Below are 19,674 nucleotides of genomic sequence, written 5' to 3' on the forward strand. Positions count from 1 at the left end.
GCTCTTCGGACCGTTGGCGCCGACCGCGCTTAAGCGCGGTCGGCCGTCGAGCCGCGGCCTCGTCAAAAGATAAGGCGCACCGACCATTCCGCGTGCGGAACGTCGCGTAGTTCACCCGAGTGGTCGACCACCAACGTCAGCAACTGCACGACAATCCCGGTCAGCCGCCCGCGCTGCGGGTCGACAGTGGGGATGGTGACCGCCAACCGGGTGTCCGGCCGAAACAAGGTGCTGGTGGTGTTGGCGGGGTCCTGGTATACCTGCAGCAAACGCCACGGCGCCCGGGAAATGACTTCGGGTACCGAGAGCTGCACGGGATAGCGTTCGCTTACCGGCAATTCGCCCTGCGCCTGCGGGGTCTGACAGTCGTCGAGGTCGACCACGTTGCAGTACAAATAGGGCCCCACGCGGGTCAGGTGCCCGTGCGAGTAAGCGCTGATCTCGGGTTGCTGCGGACCGTGTCCGCGTACTAGCAGCCATGCACCGGCCCCGGCCGCCACCGAGAGCAGAATCACCAGGATCACCGGCAGCGTTGCGACACCGCGCTTCACTGCGGCGCCACCGCCGCACCACGACGGGTGGTTTCTTGCTCGGCCATCACGGGCCGATTACCGCCCAGGCCAGGGATCAGCGAATCGCCGCGGAAGCTGACGATGGTCTGAGCCAGACCCAGGATCAGCAGCGCGCTCACCGCAGTGAAGCCCACCCACAGCTCGGTGTACACCAACACGCCCACCGCGCCGCCCAGCACCCAGGCCAGCTGAAGAGTCGACTCGGAACGCCCAAACCCCGATGCCCGCGACTCCTCGGGCAGGTCGTGCTGCAACGAGGCGTCCAGCGAGGCTTTAGCAATGGCACTGGACCCTGCCGTGATCAGGGTGGCAATCGCTGTCGCTGCCAGGCTGCCGGCCACCGCGGCCGCGATGGCTAACACGGTAACTAGCACGGTGCAGCGCACCACCAGCACAGCTGGCCTGCCTAGCTGCAGGCGTGCGCTGGTGAAATTGCCGGCGAAGTTGCCGACCGCGGCCGCCGCGCCGATCAGGCCCAGCATGCCCAATTGCACCCACCCGTTGGCTTCGTGCGCCTTGGCGACAAACGCCGGATACAAGAACAGAAAGCCGACCATCACCTTGATGGTGCAGTTACCCCACAGGGAGGTAATGATGTTGCGGCCCAACGGTTGTCGGAGTGTTCCGCCGAGGTTCTTGACTTCCTCCGGCCAGCGTCGCCGTAGTCTGCCCCTATCCCGGTGGTAGCTCAATGTGGCCGGGACCTCACCGCTGGTCACCTCGACCCAGCGCGGAATGCGCATCGACAGCGAAGCGCCAGCGATGGTGATCGCGACGACGACGAACAACGCGCCCGGCAGCTGGAACAGGTGGGTGCAGACGAATTCGACTCCGGCCGCAATCGCGCCACCAGCGATGGTGCCGCCGAGCAGGCCGAACACGGTCAGCCGTGAGTTGACCCGGACCAAGTCGATGGTTGGCGGCATCACCCTCGGTGTCACTGCGCTGCGCAGCACGCTGAACGACTTCGAGAACACCATCATGGCCAGCGCACAGGGATAGAGCACCCATGACGGGAAGCTGCCGGTGGCGCCGTCGTAGTTCATGATCAGCACCACCGCCAACGCGGTCCGAAGTCCGAATGACAGCGCCAAGGCGACGCGACGGCCATGCTGCAGCCGGTCGAGTGCCGGACCGATGAGTGGAGCGATCACGGCGAACGGCGCGATGGTGATCAACAGGTACAAGGCGACCCTGGACTTGCTCTCCCCGCTGGCGGCCGCAAAGAATAGTGTGTTTGCCAGTGCTACCGCCATTGCCGAGTCGACCGCGAAGTTCGCCATTACCGGCCAGGTCAATGCCGTCAGTCCAGACTTGTCGGCGCCGTCTGCGGTAGCGGCCCGGTGCACCAGCAAGTACATCCGAGAACCCATTTCGCGGCTGCGCATGGCCGCGGCGCGGGTGACGGTGATCCGCTCGCCCGCCCTTGTAGTCCGTGGCGGTACGCGGCTGCGTTCAGGTTCGGGCTGCTCGCCCAGCGGCGGGAGATAGCGGTTGGCACTGGGCATCGGCGGAGGTCGACGCGATCGGCGATAGTTGGCGTCGTCGGGAGGGTAGTTGGCCATGCCAGGGTGCCCGTTGACCGATCCGTTTCGGGTCCGGCGGCCCGGGGTTGGGGCCATCCGGCCCGGATGATCACCTCGCCGTCCGGACACAAATCAATTCTGTCCTATCCGGACTCCTGGCGTAGCCAACCGGGTGTGGCTTGCCGGCCGTGTCTTCCGGCATTATTGGAAGCGCGTTACAGAGAGGGGACAGCGTGACCGGGCCCACCGAGGAGTCTGCCGTGGCGACTGTGGCCGACTGGCCCGAGGGGTTAGCGGCGGTGCTCAGGGGTGCGGCCGACCAAGCCAGGGCCGCCGTTGTGGAGTTCAGCGGCCCGGAGGCGGTGGGAGACTACCTGGGCGTCAGCTACGAGGATGGCAACGCCGCCACCCACCGGTTCATCGCGCATCTGCCTGGCTACCAGGGATGGCAATGGGCCGTCGTGGTGGCGAGCTATTCCGGTGCGGACCATGCCACGATCAGCGAGGTGGTGCTGGTCCCGGGGCCTACCGCACTGCTGGCGCCGGATTGGGTGCCGTGGGAGCAACGGGTGCGGCCGGGAGACTTGAGCCCCGGAGATCTGCTGGCGCCGGCGAAGGATGATCCGCGGCTGGTTCCGGGTTACACCGCCAGTGGTGATGCGCAGGTTGACGAGACCGCCGCAGAGATCGGGTTGGGTCGGCGCTGGGTGATGAGCGCCTGGGGTCGCGCCCAGTCGGCCCAACGGTGGCACGACGGCGACTATGGTCCCGGCTCTGCTATGGCGCGGTCGACGAAACGCGTCTGCCGCGACTGCGGTTTCTTCCTGCCGCTGGCCGGGTCGCTGGGCGCAATGTTCGGGGTATGTGGTAACGAACTGTCCGCTGACGGGCATGTTGTCGATAGGCAATACGGCTGTGGCGCCCATTCCGACACCACTGCGCCGGCCGGTGGCAGCACACCCATTTATGAGCCGTACGACGACGGTGTGCTCGACATCATCGAGAAGCCGGCTGAATCATAGGTTTTCTCTCACCCGCTGTTCCCTACTTTTTTTGGGGGGGGCACCAGTCGAAGAAACCCGACTGATTATCACCCGTATTGAACACTCCCGAGCTGTTGTCGCCCGAGTTCGCCACACCTGAAGTCTGGAGGGTGCCCGTATTGGCCAAGCCCGAGGTGAATCTGCCCACGTTGAAGAAGCCCGAGTTAACGCGGTGCCTGCATTCTGGAAGCCGGAGCTAGTGTCGCTCGCGTTTCCGAAGCCGGAGCTGCCGTTGCCCAAGTTCTGGAAGCCGGAGCCACTATTGCCGGAGTTAAAGAAGCCCGAGTGACCGGTGCCCGTGTTGCCGAAACCCGAGTTCGCGACGCCTTGAGTGACCGGGCTGCCGATGCCGGTGTTCAGGTCCCCCGAGTTGAAGCCGCCCGTGTTGGTGTCGCCCGAATTACCCCATCCCGTGTTGTCGTCGCCGGCGTTTCCGAAGCCGAGGTTTCCAGAACCTTCGTTTCCACTGCCGATGTTGAGGAAGCCGGCATTTCCGCTGCCGAAGTTGGTGTTGCCGTCGTTTCCGTTGCCGAAGTTGAAGAAGCCGGCGTTTCCGCTGCCCAGGTTTGCATTGCCGATGTTGCCGTTGCCGAGGTTGGCGTTGCCGATATTCCCGATGCCGAAGTTGTAGTCGCCGGTGTTGCCGCTGCCCACGTTGTTGTTGCCGATGTTGCCGATGCCCAAGAAGTTCCCCACGCCGATGTTCTCGACGCCCAGGGCCGGGATCGCGAGCGCTGCTGGGACCCCCACCGCACCGGCCGGCGCGGCGGTCACCACGGGCGGCAAGACACTCAGCAGCTGCTGCCACGGGGTCAACTGCGAAGCCACCGTCGAGGCTCCACCGTGATAACCCACCATCGCCGCCACATCCTGTGCCCACAACTGCTCATAGGACGCCTCGGTCGCTGCGATCGCTGGCAAATTCTGCCCAAACAGATTCGAGAGCACCAACGACAGCAACTGGTTGCGATTGGCCGCCACCAATGCTGGATGTGCGGTCGCTGCCCGCGCGGCCTCATATACTGCGGCCGCAGCCTTGGCCCCGGCAGCCGCCCCCTCAGCGCGTGCCGTCGCCGCGTTCAGCCAACTCAGATACGGTGCGGCCGCGGCCGCCATCGCGGCCGCCGCCGGACCCTGCCACGCCGAACCCGGCCCAGCCGTTAGGCCTGAGATCAGCAACGAAAACGAGGCCGCTGCCATCCCCAGCTCGGCGGCCAGCCCATCCCAGGCCACCGCCGCCGCCAGCATCGGGGCCGGCCCCGCACCGGCGTAGATCCGCGCCGAATTAACCTCCGGCGGCAGCACCATGAAATTCATCACGCCATCCCTTCTCAGCTGGCCACCCCCGGCCTAGCCACCACGACGGCGGGACCCGGCTGCCGCGATCCGCGCCGGCGGGCCTCGGTCGACTACAGTGGCGCGATCGCTCGACAACTTGAGCACCTTGGCAAACGACGGTATGTCCAATCGCGGCACATTGTCGGGGTTTTCATCGAAATCCTGTCGCCAACCCCGACAGCCGGGTTCCGGGAAGCCGGGTGTCGCAGTGGTTTAGGTGTCGACGTTGAACACCCGGGCAGGCAACCGGCCGTGGCTATTTCGGGTCGAGATAGGTTTCGAGTCCGGCTTGTGCGCCGCGTGCGCCACGGCGGGCAGCGGCGAGCTGCCAGACGAAGATGGTCGTGCCGAGCAACCCTGTTGCCAGCCCGGCCACTGTCACCGGACGCCAACTTGCGAGGCCAGGCACGACGAATGCGGCCACCGCGGCGACCAGCCAGGCGAGCGCGCCGACCGCGATCACCGGCCACACCTCGAGCAGCACGGGTGGTAGCGGTGGCGGCTCGCGAATCTGACTATTTTCGACGCTCATCCCGAGTCAACATAGCGCGGCGATGATGCGTCGGCGAACGGCCCGGGGTGGGTGGCTTCCGCACCAGCGGGAGGTACCACCACCTGCTGGTGGGTCGTCGGCCGGCAATGGGTGGAACCGAAATCGTCGTTCGCCGTTTCAGATGCCCTAGTCTGAACTTCCGTTGTAACCTCAGCTGTGCTTGACAGCGATGCGCGGCTGGCCAGCGACTTGTCATTGGCGGTCATGCGGCTCTCCCGCCAACTGCGGTTTCGGAACCCGTCATCGCCGGTCTCGCTGTCCCAGCTCTCAGCGTTGACGACGCTGGCCAATGAGGGCGCGATGACCCCGGGTGCGTTGGCGATTCGTGAACGGGTCCGGCCACCGTCGATGACCAGGGTGATCGCCTCATTGGCCGACATGGGTTTTGTAGACCGCGCCCCACACCCCATCGACGGTCGGCAGGTGCTGGTCTCGGTGTCGGAATCGGGCGCCGAATTGGTCAAGGCGGCACGGCGGGCCCGGCAGGAGTGGCTGGCTGAGCGGCTCGCGACGCTGAACCGCAGCGAGCGTGACATCCTGCGCAGCGCCGCCGATCTGATGCTGGCTCTGGTCGACGAAAGCCCGTGACCGAAGGCCGTTGTGCCCAGCACCCCGACGGCCTCGATGTTCAGGACGTCTGCGATCCCGACGACCCACGGCTCGACGATTTCCGTGACCTGAACAGCATCGACCGTCGTCCCGATCTGCCGACCGGCAAGGCGTTGGTGATCGCCGAGGGTGTGCTGGTGGTGCAGCGCATGCTGGCCTCACGGTTCACGCCGCTGGCGCTGTTCGGCACCGACCGCCGGCTGGCCGAGCTCAAGGATGATCTGGCCGGTGTCGGCGCGCCGTACTATCGAGCGTCGGCTGATGTCATGGCACGGGTGATCGGCTTCCATCTCAATCGTGGGGTGTTGGCAGCCGCGCGCCGGGTGCCGGAGCCGAGCGTTGCTCAGGTGGTCGCCGGGGCGCGCACCGTCGCAGTGTTGGAAGGCGTTAACGACCATGAGAACCTGGGCTCGATCTTCCGCAACGCGGCAGGGCTGAGCGTGGACGCGGTAGTGTTCGGCACCGGCTGCGCTGATCCGCTCTACCGTCGTGCGGTCCGGGTATCCATGGGACACGCGTTATTGGTGCCATATGCACGCGCGGCCGACTGGCCCACCGAACTTATGACGTTGAAAGAGAGCGGCTTTCGACTGTTGGCGATGACCCCACACGGCAACGCGTGCAAACTACCGGAGGCCATCGCCGCGGTGTCGCACGAACGGATTGCGCTACTGGTGGGCGCGGAGGGCCCGGGCCTAACGGCGGCCGCACTGCGGATTAGCGATGTGCGGGTGCGCATTCCGATGTCCCGAGGGACCGACTCCCTCAACGTCGCGACGGCGGCCGCATTGGCTTTCTACGAGCGGACTAGGTCGGGCCATCACATTGGGCCCGGCACGTGAACGATCAGCGCGACCAAGCCGTGCCCTGGGCAACGGGTTTGGCGGTCGCCGGCTTCGTCGCCGCAGTCATCGCGGTTGCGGTCGTGGTGCTGAGCCTCGGCCTGATCCGCGTGCATCCGCTGTTGGCCGTCGGTCTCAACATTGTGGCGGTCAGCGGGTTGGCCCCTACGCTGTGGGGCTGGCGCCGCACCCCAGTGCTGCGCTGGTTCGTGCTTGGCGCGGCAGTGGGCGTGGCGGGCGCGTGGTTGGCGCTGCTCGCCTTGACGTTGGGGGACGGCTAGCGACGCCCGCCTGAGCGCACCCCGAGCAGCACATCTTCCCAGGCAGGTATGGCGGGTTTGCCTCGTCGGTTGCTGACCGGCTGTGCGGACGGCACCGTGAGCGTCGGCTGTGCGGGCTCGGGCTCATCGAAGTCGAGATGGGCGACCGGCGCCAACGGCCGTAGCGGGCGATTGAAGGTGGGGTTGATCAGCTCATGGGCCGTGTCGTCGATCGCGGTGGCGGTTCCGCCGTGGGCGCCGGGGGTGAAGCGGAAATGCGCCAGGTTGTCGGAGCGGCCAGCCTTCCAGGCAAGCTGCACCGTCCAGCGACTGTCCTCGTTGCGCCACGCGTCCCAGGTGAGGCTGTCGGGGTTAAGGCCGCGTGCCACCAGGGCCGCGGCGACGGTCTCCTGCATGGTCAGCACCGCCGGGCCGTCGGCCAGGACCGGGTGCGCCGCGGTTGCCAGCTCGGCCGCGCGCGAGCGTTCCAACAGTACCGGGTGGGCAAACCGGCGGATACGGGCGATGTCGGAGCCCGATGCCGCAGCGACCTGTTCGACAGACGCGCCGGCCCGAATTCGGGCCTGAATCTCCTTGGGGCTCAGCACGTTGGTGACCTCGATGTCCAGCTGGGCTTGCTCCGGCTGGACGGAGTCGTCCCGTAGCGCCGCCCGCAGTCGGTCGTCGACCGGCAGCTTGAACTGTTCGGACGGGATGGCACCCTGGCAGATGATGTTTTTGCCGTCGGCATCGAGCCCAACGACTTTGAGTTCCCGCATGGCTTCTCCTCGCAGGCTCCGGGCAGGACAACGCCGGACCTGTTACGTGCGCACTCTAGTGCGGTAAACGCCGTTAGCCTCGTTGACACGCGGAGGTGTCTTGCCGGCATGGCGCTGGTGACCGGAATGCCCGGTCACAGCCGCACTAAGGCAGCGCTAAAGCCGCTCGACCACCCAGTCGACGCACTCGGTGAGGGCGCTGACGTCGTCCGGCTCGACCGCGGGGAACATCGCGACCCGCAGCTGGTTTCGGCCCAGTTTGCGATACGGCTCGGTGTCGACGATGCCGTTAGCCCGCAGGATCTTCGCGACGGTCCCGGCGTCGACGTCGTCGACGAAGTCGATCGTGCCCACCACCTGCGACCGCAACCCGGGGTCGGTGACAAATGGCGTGGTGTAGGGCCGCTCTTGCGCCCACGAGTACAACCGCTGCGACGAGTCCGCGGTGCGTTTGACCGCCCAGTCCAAGCCACCGTTACCCACCAGCCAGTCGATCTGTTCGGCCAGCAGCGCCAGCGTGGCGATGGCCGGTGTGTTGTATGTCTGGTTCTTCAAGCTGTTCTCGACCGCGATCGGCAGGGACAGGAAATCAGGAACCCAGCGACCGGTCGCGGCGATGGCCTCGATCCGGCTCAGGGCGGCCGGGCTCATGATGGCCAGCCACAGGCCGCCGTCGCTGGCGAAGTTCTTCTGCGGTGCGAAGTAGTAGGCGTCGGTCTCGGCGATGTCGACCGGTAGGCCGCCAGCACCGGAGGTGGCGTCGATGACGACCAAGGCGTCATCGGAGCCCTCCGGACGGCGCACCGCAACCGCGACCCCGGTCGAGGTCTCGTTGTGGGCCCAGGCGATCACATCGACTGACGGGTCGGTTTGCGGCTCCGGAGCACTGCCGGGATCCGACGTGATGATGATCGGCTCGCCGACGAACGGGTTCTTGGAAACGGCGGAAGCGAACTTCGCGCTGAACTCGCCGTAAGTCAAGTGCAGTGAGCGTTTGTCAATCAGCCCGAAGGCGGCCGCATCCCAGAACGCCGTGGCACCACCATTGCCCAGTATCACCTCATAGCCGTCCGGCAACGAGAACAGCTCGGCCAGGCCTGACCGAACCCTGCCCACCAGATTCTTGACCGGCGCCTGTCGGTGCGACGTGCCGAACAATGCCGCTGCGGTGGTGGTCAGCGTTTGCAGTTGCTCAAGCCGGACCTTCGACGGGCCCGACCCAAAGCGGCCGTCGCGGGGTTTGATGGCGGTGGGAATTTCCAGGTGGGGGGTGAGCTGGTCGGCCATGCCATCAGGGTAGTGAGGGGTACCGAACCGCGGCGACTCGAGCGGAACGAAAGCCTGCCGGCACAGGCGCGTAGTGTGAACAAGCTCACATGCAAGCCCTGGCTGGTGGCTGGGTCATAGTGTCGCCAAGGGTCTGGATAATTCCCGGTACCAGCGGTACCGTGTTCGATACCCGTGCGGACGCACACCTCGGTGGGGAGGCTTCGAATGGACAGGACGCGCATAGTTCGGCGGTGGCGCCGCAACATGGACGTGGCCGACGACGCCGAGTACGTGGAAATGCTGGCCACACTGTCCGAGGGGTCTGTGCGGCGGAATTTCAACCCGTACACCGATATCGACTGGGAGTCGCCGGAGTTCGCCGTCACGGACAACGATCCCCGGTGGATCCTCCCGGCGACCGATCCGTTGGGCCGCCACCCCTGGTACCAGGCGCAGTCGCGGGAACGCCAGATCGAGATCGGGATGTGGCGCCAGGCCAACGTGGCCAAGGTCGGGCTGCACTTCGAATCCATCCTGATTCGCGGCCTGATGAACTACACGTTCTGGATGCCCAACGGCTCACCGGAATACCGGTATTGCCTGCACGAATCGGTCGAAGAGTGCAACCACACCATGATGTTCCAGGAGATGGTCAACCGTGTCGGCGCGGACGTTCCGGGGCTGCCACGGCGGCTGCGGTGGGTTTCACCGCTGGTTCCGCTGGTGGCCGGACCATTGCCGGTGGCCTTCTTCATCGGCGTGCTCGCTGGGGAGGAGCCCATCGACCACACGCAAAAGAACGTGTTGCGCGAAGGCAAGTCGCTGCATCCGATCATGGAACGAGTGATGTCCATTCACGTGGCCGAGGAAGCGCGGCACATCTCGTTCGCCCACGAGTACTTGCGTAAGCGGCTGCCGCGCCTGACCCGGATGCAGCGGTTCTGGATCTCGCTCTACTTCCCCCTGACGATGCGGTCGTTGTGCAACGCGATCGTGGTGCCGCCCAAGGCATTCTGGGAGGAATTCGACATCCCGCGCGAGGTCAAGAAGGAGTTGTTCTTCGGCTCGCCGGAGTCGCGAAAGTGGTTGTGCGACATGTTTGCCGACGCCCGCATGCTGGCCCACGATACCGGATTGATGAACCCGATCGCTCGGCTAGTGTGGCGACTCTGCAAGATCGACGGCAAGCCGTCGCGCTACCGCAGCGAGCCGCAGCGTCAGCACTTGGCTGCCGCGCCGGCCGCATAGCTTGCTACGAGTGCACGCATGCCGCACGTAATTACTCAGTCGTGCTGCAACGACGCGTCCTGCGTCTTCGCATGTCCGGTGAACTGCATCCACCCGACGCCGGACGAGCCGGGCTTCGCGACCTCGGAAATGCTCTATATCGATCCGGTGGCCTGCGTGGACTGTGGTGCCTGCGTAACCGCCTGCCCGGTCAGCGCGATCGCGCCGAACACCCGGTTGGACTTCGAGCAGCTGCCGTTCGTCGAAATCAATGCGTCGTATTACCCGAAGCGGCCCGCCGGCGTGAAGCTAGCGCCGACGTCGAAGCTGGCTCCGGTGACTCCGGCCGCCGAGGTGCGTGTGCGCCGGCAGCCGCTGACGGTAGCCGTCGTCGGGTCCGGGCCCGCGGCGATGTATGCCGCCGATGAGCTGCTGGTCCAGCAGGGAGTGCAGGTCAACGTCTTTGAGAAGCTGCCGACACCCTACGGGCTGGTGCGCTCCGGGGTGGCGCCGGATCACCAGAACACCAAGCGGGTCACGCGACTATTTGACCGGATCGCCGGTCATCGCCGCTTCCGGTTCTATCTCAACGTCGAGATCGGCAAGCATCTAGGCCATGCCGAGCTATTGGCCCACCATCACGCCGTGCTGTACGCGGTCGGAGCGCCCGACGACCGCCGGCTGACGATTGACGGGATGGGACTGCCGGGCACCGGTACCGCCACGGAGCTGGTCGCGTGGCTCAACGGACATCCCGACTTCAACGATCTGCCAGTCGATCTCAGTCACGAACGCGTGGTGATCATCGGCAACGGGAATGTCGCGCTCGACGTGGCGCGCGTGCTTGCGGCCGATCCGCACGAGCTGGCCGCCACCGACATCGCCGACCACGCGTTGTCCGCGTTACGCAACTCGGCGGTCCGTGAGGTGGTGGTCGCCGCCCGCCGCGGTCCTGCCCATTCGGCGTTCACCCTGCCCGAGCTGATCGGGCTCACGGCCGGAGCCGACGTCGTGCTTGACCCGGGAGATCATCAGCGAGTACTCGATGATCTGGCAATCGTTGCCGATCCGTTGACCAGGAACAAGCTGGAGATCTTGAGCACGCTGGGGGACGGGTCGGCGCCTGCGCGACGAGTCGGGCGCCCGCGGATCCGGCTGGCCTATCGGCTCACGCCGCGGCGCGTCCTCGGCCAGCGGCGGGCCGGCGGAGTTCAGTTCTCGGTCACCGGAACCGACGAGCTGCGCCAACTGGATGCTGGCCTGGTGCTGACGTCGATTGGCTACCGCGGCAAGCCGATTCCCGACCTGCCGTTCGACGAGCAGGCCGCGCTCGTGCCCAACGATGGTGGACGGGTCATCGACCCGGGCACCGGCGAGCCGGTGCCCGGCGCATACGTCGCGGGTTGGATCAAGCGCGGGCCCACCGGGTTCATCGGCACGAACAAGTCCTGCTCTATGCAGACCGTTCAGGCGTTGGTGGCCGACTTCAACGACGGCCGGCTGACCGATCCGGTGGCTACACCGACGGCGCTGGATCAGCTGGTGCAGGCCCGCCAGCCCCAAGCCATCGGCTGTGCGGGATGGCGGGCCATCGACGCGGCCGAGATTGCGCGCGGCAGCGCCGACGGCCGGGTCCGCAACAAGTTCACCGACGTCGCCGAGATGCTCGCGGCAGCAACCAGCGCGCCTAAGGAACCGCTTCGGCGGCGCGTGCTGGCCCGGCTGCGTGACCTGGGGCAGCCGATCGTGCTAACCGTCCCCTTGTGATGACATGGCGGCTTGGATCTCATCCATGTTGACCTCGCGCACCGGCTGGCCCAGCGACCAGTGGTGGCCGAACGGGTCGGCGACCACCCCGTAGCGGTCTCCCCAGAGCTGGTCCTCCAAGGCGGTCACCACCGTGGCGCCCGCGTTCAGGGCACGCTGGAACTTGGCGTCGACATCGGTGACGGTCAAATGAATGGTGACCGGTGTTCCGCCCAGCGAGGTGGGCGTCATCGACTTGCCGCCGCACATCTGCGGGACGTCGTCGTTGAGCATCACCGTAAAGCCGTTGATGCGTAGTGCGGCGTGGATCAGTTTGCCATCGGGACCGGGGACGCGCCCCAGTTCGACGGCGTCAAAGGCCTTGACGTAGAAGTCGATCGCCGAGGCAGCGTCGTCGACGACAAGGTGTGGTGACAGAGCGGGTTCGACGTTGATCGCCATGGTGTCTCCTTGTTGTTGGTGTGCTCGGCCAATCCGGGGCCCGGACAGGCTCACGGATATTGACTCCCGGCGCGATGGAAAATCATCGCGGTGCCGTCATTCAATCGCCGGACACGTGGCCACCGCCCAGCGGTGTGGCCAGCAAGCCGAATCTCAACCGCAGGTGTGTTCAATGAATACTTTTCCGTCACAACGTGATTGCTGCTTTGTGTCGACAAGCGCACTTTTCGGTCTCGACACGAATGCTCTTCCGTTACAGCGCAAGTTGAAACTTTCTGCACGCAACCCATGCCGACCATGTCCGCGCCACCCGCTCAAGCGCCGGTATGTGGCGCCTTGGCGGCTAGGCCAACCGCCCCCGGCAACGCCAGCTGCACACGCCCAGCGAAGCGCGATTGTCGGTACGGGTCGCGCTGCGAAACCTGCCTCCCATTCGCACTAGCAAAAGACTGTCGACAAGCGAGCAGTCGACTTCAGGCCGCGACCGAACCCGACGAGACGACAACAACATCTGTCATCTCAATGCGCTCACCAGGATCGCTACAATATCAGCCAGCTACATGAGCCGATGTATATCCAGGAAGGCTCTGCCGCCGACATGTTGGATCGCTCGCGCGGACAGCTGTACCGGCTCTACCTGGCTAGTAGGTGAATTCAATGGCGCGTTCGCTCATTACTCACCCATGTGCACAATAGGTTCGCGTGCGGCTCGCCGGCAACGTTGGCAACATCCCGATTCCCATTGATTGCACGTTGCGCGGCCTAACCCAATATTCCCGGACGAACAACGCCGAGGTCGTGCAGAGCGTCGAGACACACCACCGTCCCGCTAACTTTGATGCCCTCACCTGAGGAAAACCACAGGAGCGTCAGGTACTCACCCACTGCGGGAATTGCGATGACGTTCAAACCGATCGAGGCCGCGCAGCTACGCCAGCGCGCAGTGAACAGGCCGTAACTGGACCGCGCTTGCGCAACGTTCGAAAAGGGATCCGGTGGAGCGGCCCGACGACACCAAATAGGCCATATCCCCCAAAGACTGGTATTGACAACCGTTCTGATGCCGCGTCAGACTTCCCACCACGCCACGGACCGTCCAACGCCAGAACTCAATACCGTCTCGTCCCAGGCGAAACCGTGAGCCTAGCCGATGATCTCCTGGCATTGGTCGGACTGGACTTGATCTGCTCGCTGACAAGCATACGTATCAGTGCTACGAACCGTTCACGCGGTGAACCTGCTGGGCGCACAAGGAGAATCGATGGATTACGCCAAACGCATCGGCCAGGTTGGGGCGTTAGCCGTTGTCCTGGGGGTGGGGGCGGCGGTGACTACCCACGCGATCGGCTCTGCCGCGCCGACGGATCCGAGCTCCTCGAGCACCGATTCGCCGGTCGACGCGTGCTCGCCGTTGGGTGGGTCCGCCAGTTCGTTGGCTGCGATACCGGGCGCCAGTGTGCCACAGGTCGGCGTGCGACAGGTAGACCCCGGAAGCATCCCCGATGACTTGCTCAATGCCCTGATCGACTTTCTGGCCGCGGTACGCAACGGGTTGGTGCCCATCATCGAAAACCGCACTCCGGTAGCGAATCCGCAACAAGTCAGCGTCCCTGAGGGGGGCACCGTCGGTCCGGTCCGGTTTGACGCCTGCGACCCCGATGGCAACCGGATGACCTTCGCGGTGCGCGAGCGCGGTGCACCCGGTGGACCCCAGCATGGCATCGTGACCGTCGACCAACGAACGGCCAGCTTCATCTACACAGCCGATCCGGGTTTCGTTGGCACCGATACCTTCAGTGTGAACGTCAGCGATGACACCAGCCTGCACGTGCACGGTCTGGCGGGATACCTGGGTCCGTTCCATGGGCACGACGACGTCGCCACCGTGACCGTGTTCGTCGGCAACACCCCGACCGACACCATCAGCGGCGACTTCAGCATGCTCACCTACAACATCGCGGGGCTGCCCTTCCCGCTATCCAGCGCAATTCTGCCCCGGTTCTTCTACACCAAAGAGATTGGGAAGCGGCTCAACGCCTACTACGTCGCGAACGTCCAGGAGGATTTCGCCTACCACCAATTCCTCATCAAGAAATCCAAGATGCCCAGCCAGACCCCGCCGGAGCCGCCTACCTTGCTGTGGCCTATCGGTGTGCCCTTCTCCGACGGGCTCAATACCCTCTCGGAGTTCAAGGTGCAGCGGCTGGACCGGCAGACATGGTATGAGTGCACATCCGACAACTGCCTCACCTTGAAGGGCTTCACCTACAGCCAGATGCGGCTTCCCGGCGGTGACACGGTCGACGTCTACAACTTACATACCAACACCGGTGGAGGGCCGACCACCAACGCCAACCTCGCGCAGGTCGCCAACTACATCCAGCAGAACTCGGCGGGCCGCGCGGTCATCGTCACCGGCGACTTCAACGCGCGGTACTCCGACGACCAAAGCGCTCTGTTGCAATTTGCGCAGGTCAACGGGCTCACCGATGCCTGGGTGCAGGTAGAACACGGCCCCACCACACCGCCGTTCGCGCCCACTTGCATGGTCGGCAACGAGTGCGAGCTGCTCGACAAGATCTTCTATCGAAGCGGCCAGGGAGTGACGTTGCAGGCCGTCAGCTACGGCAACGAGGCGCCGAAATTCTTCAATTCCAAGGGTGAGCCACTGTCGGATCACAGCCCGGCGGTGGTCGGCTTCCACTACGTCGCGGACAACGTGGCCGTACGGTGACAGCGGTTGATCGCCAACTGGTTTGCCGTCGGCCTCAGGCGGTGGTGAGTACCCGCTCCCAGCCGTCGACCGATTCCGGGCTGCGCGGGCCCGGTCCCACGTAAATGGCCGACGGGCGGACCAGCTTGCCGAGTCGCTTCTGCTCGAGAATGTGGGCACACCAGCCGGCAGTGCGCCCACAGGTGAACATTGCTGGCATCATGTTGGCCGGTACCCGGGCAAAGTCCAGGACCACTGCGGCCCAGAATTCGACATTGGTCTCGATCGCCCGATCCGGACGGCGCTCTCGCAGTTCTGACAGCGCAGCCTGCTCCACCGCGACCGCGACCTCGTAGCGGGGGGCGCCCAGCCGCTCGGCGGCCGCCCGCAGCACCCGCGCCCGCGGGTCCTCGGCGCGGTAGACCCGGTGCCCGAACCCCATCAGTTTCTCGCCGCGGTCCAGGATTCCCTTGACCACGCTGCGGGCATCGCCGGCGCGTTCGACCTCGTCGAGCATCGGCAGGACGCGCGCCGGCGCGCCACCATGCAGCGGTCCGCTCATCGCCCCGATTGCGCCCGACAGCGCTGCTGCCACATCCGCCCCAGTTGAGGCGATCACACGCGCGGTGAATGTCGAAGCGTTCATGCCGTGCTCGGCGGCCGACACCCAGTAGGCGTCAATGGCCTCGATGTGTCTGGGGTCTGGCTCGCCCTGCCAGCGCGTCATGAAACGTGCTGTGACCGTCGAGCATTCATCGATGATTCGCTGCGGGACCGCCGGCTGGTAGATGCCCCGTGCGGATTGCGCGACATAGGACAGCGCCATCACCGATGCCCGGGCCAGCTGTTGGCGGGCGGTGGCGTCGTCGATGTCGAGCAGCGGCGCATATCCCCAGATGGGCGCCAGCATCGCCAGGCCGGCCTGGACGTCGACGCGCACATCGCCGGAGTGAATCGGCAGCGGGAACGGTTCAGCCGGCGGCAGCCCGCTGCCGAAGTTGCCGTCCACCAGCAGCGCCCACACATCGCCGAAGGTGACCCGCTGACTTACCAGGTCTTCGATGTCGACGCCACGGTAGCGCAGGGCCCCGCCGTCTTTGTCCGGCTCGGCGATCTCGGTCGTAAAGGCCACCACGCCGTCGAGGCCGGGGACGAAATTCTCCGGGACCACTGTCATACGAGAATTCTCACACCTGGCCCCGGCAACGACGCTACCGGCTGGTGCCAATCACGGTGCCGGCGATGAGCGTGCCGCGAGAATCGTCACGAGGGTGAGCCGCGGCGTGCCGCCTCGTCTACCAGTTGTACTCGGGAGGCCAAGCCAAGTTTGGCGTAGACGTGGGTGAGGTGGGTTTGCACAGTGCGCGGCGAGACGAAAAGCCGTTTTGCAATGTCCTTGTTGGATAACCCCTCGCTGACCAACCGCACGACGTCGCGTTCGGTCGGGGTCAACGAGCCCCACCCGCGGGCCGGTCGCTTGCGTTCACCGCGACCGCGTTGTGCATATGCGATCGCCTCGTCGGTGGACAAGGCGGCCCCCTCGGCCCAGGCGCGGTCGAAATCCTCATCACCCATCGCCTCACGAAGCGCCGTCACCGAGGCCTGGTAGCCGGCATCCCAAATCTTGAAGCGGACCTGACGTGTCTGTTGCCGAAGGGCGGCTGCGGCACCGAGAAGGCGGACACCTTCGGAGTGACTGCCGACCTCGCCGGCCAGGCCGGCGAGGAGTTCCATGGCATCTGGCATGCCCTGGTAGATGTGCAGCTCGGCGCCGCACGCCAGCGCAGCATGAGCATCATCGCGCGCCAGTTCTGGTTCGCCCCGTGCGGTGGCTACGCGCGCGCGTATTGTCAACGCCACCATTCGGTGCCACCCATTGGTCGCATCGACGGCGTCGTTGGCGAACTGTCGTGCGGCGATCGCATCACCTCCTGCCAGGGCTAACTGCGCCATCAGGACCTGGTGCATGGTCACCTGGTCGGGCTGGGCCCTAAGAATCGGCCGCGCCGCGTCGCTGGCCTCGAGCGCTGCCGTGACATCACCGGCGGCCAGCGCGGCGTACGTCATCGCCGCATAACCAATGCCTTGGTACACACCGCCTAACTCCGTCGCGGCTGCAATGCACGCCCCGGCTATGGCGTGGGCCGCGCTGGCGCCGCAATACGCCAGCACCTGGGCTTGGGTATATAGGCCGAGAACCTTTGTCGGCACATCGTTGGATGCCTCGGCCTCGGCAGTGATTTCCCTGGATAGCTCGAGGGCTTCGGTCAGATTGCCAGCCCACATCTGCGCCAAACTAAGCCACAAGCTGCAGTGACGTGAGACGAACCGGTCGCCGATGGTGTCGGCCAGGTCGCGGCATTCTTCTGCCGCGGCTCGCAAAGCATTCGGGTCACCTGATATGCAGGTCCCCACCCCCCGCCAGTAGAGGATTTGACACAGCGTCCATTTGTCGTCAATAGCGCGTGCCAGGTCGGTCGCTTCGGCGAAATAGGGCGCAGCGGCCTCCGCGTTGTAGCCACTGCTACAGCCGCAGGCGGTGAGCGCCCGCACCAACGCGGCGGGGTCGCCCACCTCACGTGCCATCGCCAGCGCTTGTTGTGCGGGAGCGATGATGTCGGTGGCGCCTACCGGACTGGTGGCCAGCCAGGTACTGAGCATTGCCTTGTCAGCGAGCGCTCGCGCCCGTACTGCTGTTGACACAGCGAGCCGGTGGAACCTTTGGTCTTCCAGGATCGAGTTGAACCAGGACAACCCCTCGCGCAGGTGCGCCCGCCCGAACCAGATTGGTTGCAGCGAAGATGCGAGCTGTAACGCTTCGGTGATATGGCCATTTTCCCGGCTCCAGGCGAACGCGGCGCGCAGGTTGTCGATCTCGGTCTCAGCCCGGGCGACAAGCCGTTGGTGATCGTTGTCCGCAGGAGTGTTGAGTGAGGCGGCCAGCGCCGTGTAGTAGTCACGGTGACGTGCGTGCACATCGGCCTCGCCGGAGTCGCCCAGTTTTTCCAGCGCGTACCGACGCACCGTTTCCAGCAGCCGGTACCGCGTGCGGCCCTGGCAGTCGTCGGCCACCACCAGCGACTTGTCTACCAGCAGGGTCAGCTGATCAAGCACCGAAAACGGATCCAGGTCGCTACCGGCGGCGACCGCCCGCACCGCGGCGAGGTCGAACCCGCCGACAAATGGCGCCAGTCGCCGAAACAAGATTTGCTCGGTCTCGGTCAGCAGTGCATGCGACCAATCGATCGAGGCGCGAAGTGTCTGCTGGCGCTGCACCGCGCCCCGCACACCGCCGGCCAACAGCCGGAAACAGTCGTCCAGACCGTCGGCAATCTCGAGCGGTGACATCGACCGCACCCGTGCGGCAGCGAACTCGATCGCCAGCGGTATGCCGTCTAGCCGCCGGCAGATCTCGCCGACGGCCGCGGCGTTGTGATTGGCGATGGTGAACCCGGGCTGAACTCGGCTGGCTCGGTCAGCAAACAATTCGACTGCTTCGTCGGTTATCGACATCGACGGTACGCGCCAGGTGATCTCGCCGGCCATCCCGATCGGCTCCCGGCTAGTCGCTAAGATCGTCAGCTCCGGACAGGCCCCCAATAGCTCAACGACCAACGCTGCGCACGCATCGAGAAGATGTTCACAGTTGTCCAACACCATGAGCATGCGGCGATTGCCGATGAATCGGCGAAGACTATCCATGGTTGAACGGCCCGGCTGATCGGGCAGACCCACGGCGCGCGCAGCCGTGGCTGCGACGATCCCGGATTCAGTGATCGGGGCCAGATCGACAAAGCACAAACCGTCGCGAAGTTCGGATGCACTCGCGATCTGGATTGCCAGACGGGTCTTGCCGACACCGCCGGTTCCGCATAGCGTCACGAGCCGGTTCTGCGCCAACAGTGCCCGCACCTCAGCTTATTTGCGCACGGCGGCCCACAAATGTGGTGAACTGCGCCGGGAGAATCGATGTCGGGCTGGATTTGGCCGTGCGCAGTGGGGGAAACTTTTCGCGAATGTCGGGGTGGCACAACTGCATGACCCATTCGGGACGAGGTAGACCGCGCAGCGGGTGGCGGCCGAGATCGACAAGCCATGCATCGGCTGGGAGCCGGCCAGTCACTAAATCACCTGTCGCAGCTGACAGGACAACCTGACCCCCGTGTGCCAAATCGCGGAGACGCGCCGTCCGGTTGATAGTGGGGCCGACATAGAGTTCGTCGCGCAACTGTACCTCGCCTGTATGAAGACCTATACGTAGTCGGATCGGCGCGAGCGAGGTCCGCTGCAGATCCAGCGCGCATGCAGCGGCATCGCTAGCGCGAGTGAAAGCCGCAACGAAGCTATCACCCTCGTACCGTTTGACCGGCTGCACCCCACCGTGATTCGTGATAGCTTCCGACACAGTGTGATCCAAGTGCGCGATGGCGGTCGCCATGTCCTCTGGGCACATTTGCCATAGGTGGGTCGATTCCTCGACGTCGGCTAAGAGCAATGTCACCGTGCCCGTCGGCGGCAATCTGCTCACGTCTAATCCCTGGTTGGCTATAAGGACGCGTCTGCGTGGGGGAACGAACTCACATCGGCCAACATCTGGTGGAGCCGCATAGCAGCGGAGCGAATGGTACCGGAGATCCAGCGATCCTAGCGCAGATATACGACCCCTGGCGACGCACTTTGCGCATGTTGGCGGATGATCTTCGCCCCGCAGGATCGCATGGTCGATGTCGATGTT

At 65.1% G+C, this 19,674-nt stretch carries 14 protein-coding genes and 2 pseudogenes; 7 read left to right on the top strand and 9 right to left on the bottom strand.

The features are described from left to right. Positions 1 to 62 precede the first annotated feature (62 nt). A complete protein-coding gene (locus FF952_RS04640) occupies positions 63 to 551 on the bottom strand; it encodes a DUF2771 domain-containing protein (RefSeq protein ID WP_003404591.1) in 489 nt (162 codons plus the stop codon). Beyond that, positions 548 to 2,194, bottom strand: a complete 1,647-nt coding sequence (locus tag FF952_RS04645; RefSeq protein ID WP_003900225.1) for an MFS transporter — start codon at positions 2,192 to 2,194, stop codon at positions 548 to 550. The genes FF952_RS04640 and FF952_RS04645 overlap by 4 nt, the downstream gene beginning before the upstream one ends. A 137-nt stretch (positions 2,195 to 2,331) precedes the next feature. Here FF952_RS04645 and FF952_RS04650 point away from each other — a divergent pair, with 137 nt between their 5' ends. Further along, positions 2,332 to 3,120 carry a DUF3027 domain-containing protein gene (locus FF952_RS04650; protein WP_003404596.1) on the top strand — a complete coding sequence of 263 codons (789 nt, stop codon included), beginning with the start codon at positions 2,332 to 2,334 and terminating at the stop codon, positions 3,118 to 3,120. Positions 3,121 to 3,128: 8 nt separating this feature from the next. Here FF952_RS04650 and FF952_RS04655 read toward each other — a convergent pair. Next, positions 3,129 to 4,458, bottom strand: a pseudogene (locus FF952_RS04655) (PPE family protein). Positions 4,459 to 4,735: 277 nt separating this feature from the next. Then, on the bottom strand, positions 4,736 to 5,011 hold the full coding sequence (locus FF952_RS04660; protein ID WP_003404603.1) for a DUF2530 domain-containing protein: 276 nt from the start codon (positions 5,009 to 5,011) through the stop codon (positions 4,736 to 4,738). A gap of 177 nt (positions 5,012 to 5,188) precedes the next feature. On the opposite strand from FF952_RS04660, the gene FF952_RS04665 reads away from it, so the two are divergent. The 3 genes from FF952_RS04665 to FF952_RS04675 are packed head-to-tail and all read left to right on the top strand — an operon-like array spanning position 5,189 to position 6,764. Beyond that, entirely contained in the window at positions 5,189 to 5,620 is a 432-nt protein-coding gene (locus tag FF952_RS04665) for an Rv0880 family HTH-type transcriptional regulator (protein ID WP_003404606.1), read from the top strand. Next, positions 5,617 to 6,483, top strand: a complete 867-nt coding sequence (locus tag FF952_RS04670; RefSeq protein ID WP_003404610.1) for a TrmH family RNA methyltransferase — start codon at positions 5,617 to 5,619, stop codon at positions 6,481 to 6,483. The genes FF952_RS04665 and FF952_RS04670 overlap by 4 nt, the downstream gene beginning before the upstream one ends. After that, on the top strand, positions 6,480 to 6,764 hold the full coding sequence (locus FF952_RS04675; RefSeq protein ID WP_003404614.1) for a DUF2537 domain-containing protein: 285 nt from the start codon (positions 6,480 to 6,482) through the stop codon (positions 6,762 to 6,764). Before FF952_RS04670 ends, FF952_RS04675 begins: the two co-directional genes overlap by 4 nt. On the opposite strand, the gene sepH is transcribed toward FF952_RS04675, so the two are convergent. Together sepH and serC are read right to left on the bottom strand one after the other, a co-directional pair. Continuing rightward, positions 6,761 to 7,522 carry a septation protein SepH gene (gene sepH / locus FF952_RS04680; RefSeq protein WP_003404617.1) on the bottom strand — a complete coding sequence of 254 codons (762 nt, stop codon included), beginning with the start codon at positions 7,520 to 7,522 and terminating at the stop codon, positions 6,761 to 6,763. The two genes, FF952_RS04675 and sepH, sit on opposite strands and share 4 nt — an antisense overlap. Positions 7,523 to 7,678: 156 nt before the next feature. Beyond that, entirely contained in the window at positions 7,679 to 8,809 is a 1,131-nt protein-coding gene (serC, locus tag FF952_RS04685) for a phosphoserine transaminase (protein WP_003404623.1), read from the bottom strand. 207 nt (positions 8,810 to 9,016) lie between these two features. On the opposite strand from serC, the gene FF952_RS04690 reads away from it, so the two are divergent. Together FF952_RS04690 and FF952_RS04695 are read left to right on the top strand one after the other, a co-directional pair. Continuing rightward, the gene (locus FF952_RS04690) at positions 9,017 to 10,039 is read left to right on the top strand and encodes an AurF N-oxygenase family protein (RefSeq protein WP_003404627.1); all 1,023 of its coding nucleotides are present in this window, start codon (positions 9,017 to 9,019) and stop codon (positions 10,037 to 10,039) included. A gap of 18 nt (positions 10,040 to 10,057) precedes the next feature. Continuing rightward, entirely contained in the window at positions 10,058 to 11,785 is a 1,728-nt protein-coding gene (locus tag FF952_RS04695; RefSeq protein ID WP_003404631.1) for an FAD-dependent oxidoreductase, read from the top strand. On the opposite strand, the gene FF952_RS04700 is transcribed toward FF952_RS04695, so the two are convergent. Further along, a complete protein-coding gene (locus FF952_RS04700) occupies positions 11,768 to 12,226 on the bottom strand; it encodes a VOC family protein (protein WP_003404633.1) in 459 nt (152 codons plus the stop codon). The two genes, FF952_RS04695 and FF952_RS04700, sit on opposite strands and share 18 nt — an antisense overlap. A gap of 1,261 nt (positions 12,227 to 13,487) precedes the next feature. On the opposite strand from FF952_RS04700, the gene spmT reads away from it, so the two are divergent. After that, positions 13,488 to 14,960, top strand: a complete 1,473-nt coding sequence (spmT, locus tag FF952_RS04705; RefSeq protein ID WP_003901038.1) for a sphingomyelinase — start codon at positions 13,488 to 13,490, stop codon at positions 14,958 to 14,960. 34 nt (positions 14,961 to 14,994) lie between these two features. Here the strand turns inward: spmT and FF952_RS04710 are convergent, their stop codons facing one another. Together FF952_RS04710 and FF952_RS04715 are read right to left on the bottom strand one after the other, a co-directional pair. Beyond that, positions 14,995 to 16,116, bottom strand: a complete 1,122-nt coding sequence (locus FF952_RS04710; RefSeq protein ID WP_003898633.1) for a citrate synthase 2 — start codon at positions 16,114 to 16,116, stop codon at positions 14,995 to 14,997. Between the two features lie 86 nt (positions 16,117 to 16,202). Then, positions 16,203 to 19,467 (bottom strand): annotated as a pseudogene (locus FF952_RS04715) (LuxR C-terminal-related transcriptional regulator). Between the last annotated feature and the right edge of the window lie 207 nt (positions 19,468 to 19,674).

The organism is Mycobacterium tuberculosis complex sp. N0072 (assembly GCF_030323725.1).
GTDB classification, from domain to species: Bacteria; Actinomycetota; Actinomycetes; order Mycobacteriales; family Mycobacteriaceae; genus Mycobacterium; species Mycobacterium tuberculosis.

Coding starts and splice junctions, on each gene's coding strand:
- FF952_RS04645 (WP_003900225.1), bottom strand. CDS start 2,194: ATGGCCCCAACCCCGGGCCGCCGGACCCGAAACGGATCGGTCAACGGG.
- FF952_RS04660 (WP_003404603.1), bottom strand. CDS start 5,011: ATGAGCGTCGAAAATAGTCAGATTCGCGAGCCGCCACCGCTACCACCC.
- sepH (WP_003404617.1), bottom strand. CDS start 7,522: ATGCGGGAACTCAAAGTCGTTGGGCTCGATGCCGACGGCAAAAACATC.
- serC (WP_003404623.1), bottom strand. CDS start 8,809: ATGGCCGACCAGCTCACCCCCCACCTGGAAATTCCCACCGCCATCAAA.
- FF952_RS04690 (WP_003404627.1), top strand. CDS start 9,017: ATGGACAGGACGCGCATAGTTCGGCGGTGGCGCCGCAACATGGACGTG.
- FF952_RS04695 (WP_003404631.1), top strand. CDS start 10,058: ATGCCGCACGTAATTACTCAGTCGTGCTGCAACGACGCGTCCTGCGTC.
- FF952_RS04700 (WP_003404633.1), bottom strand. CDS start 12,226: ATGGCGATCAACGTCGAACCCGCTCTGTCACCACACCTTGTCGTCGAC.
- spmT (WP_003901038.1), top strand. CDS start 13,488: ATGGATTACGCCAAACGCATCGGCCAGGTTGGGGCGTTAGCCGTTGTC.
- FF952_RS04710 (WP_003898633.1), bottom strand. CDS start 16,116: ATGACAGTGGTCCCGGAGAATTTCGTCCCCGGCCTCGACGGCGTGGTG.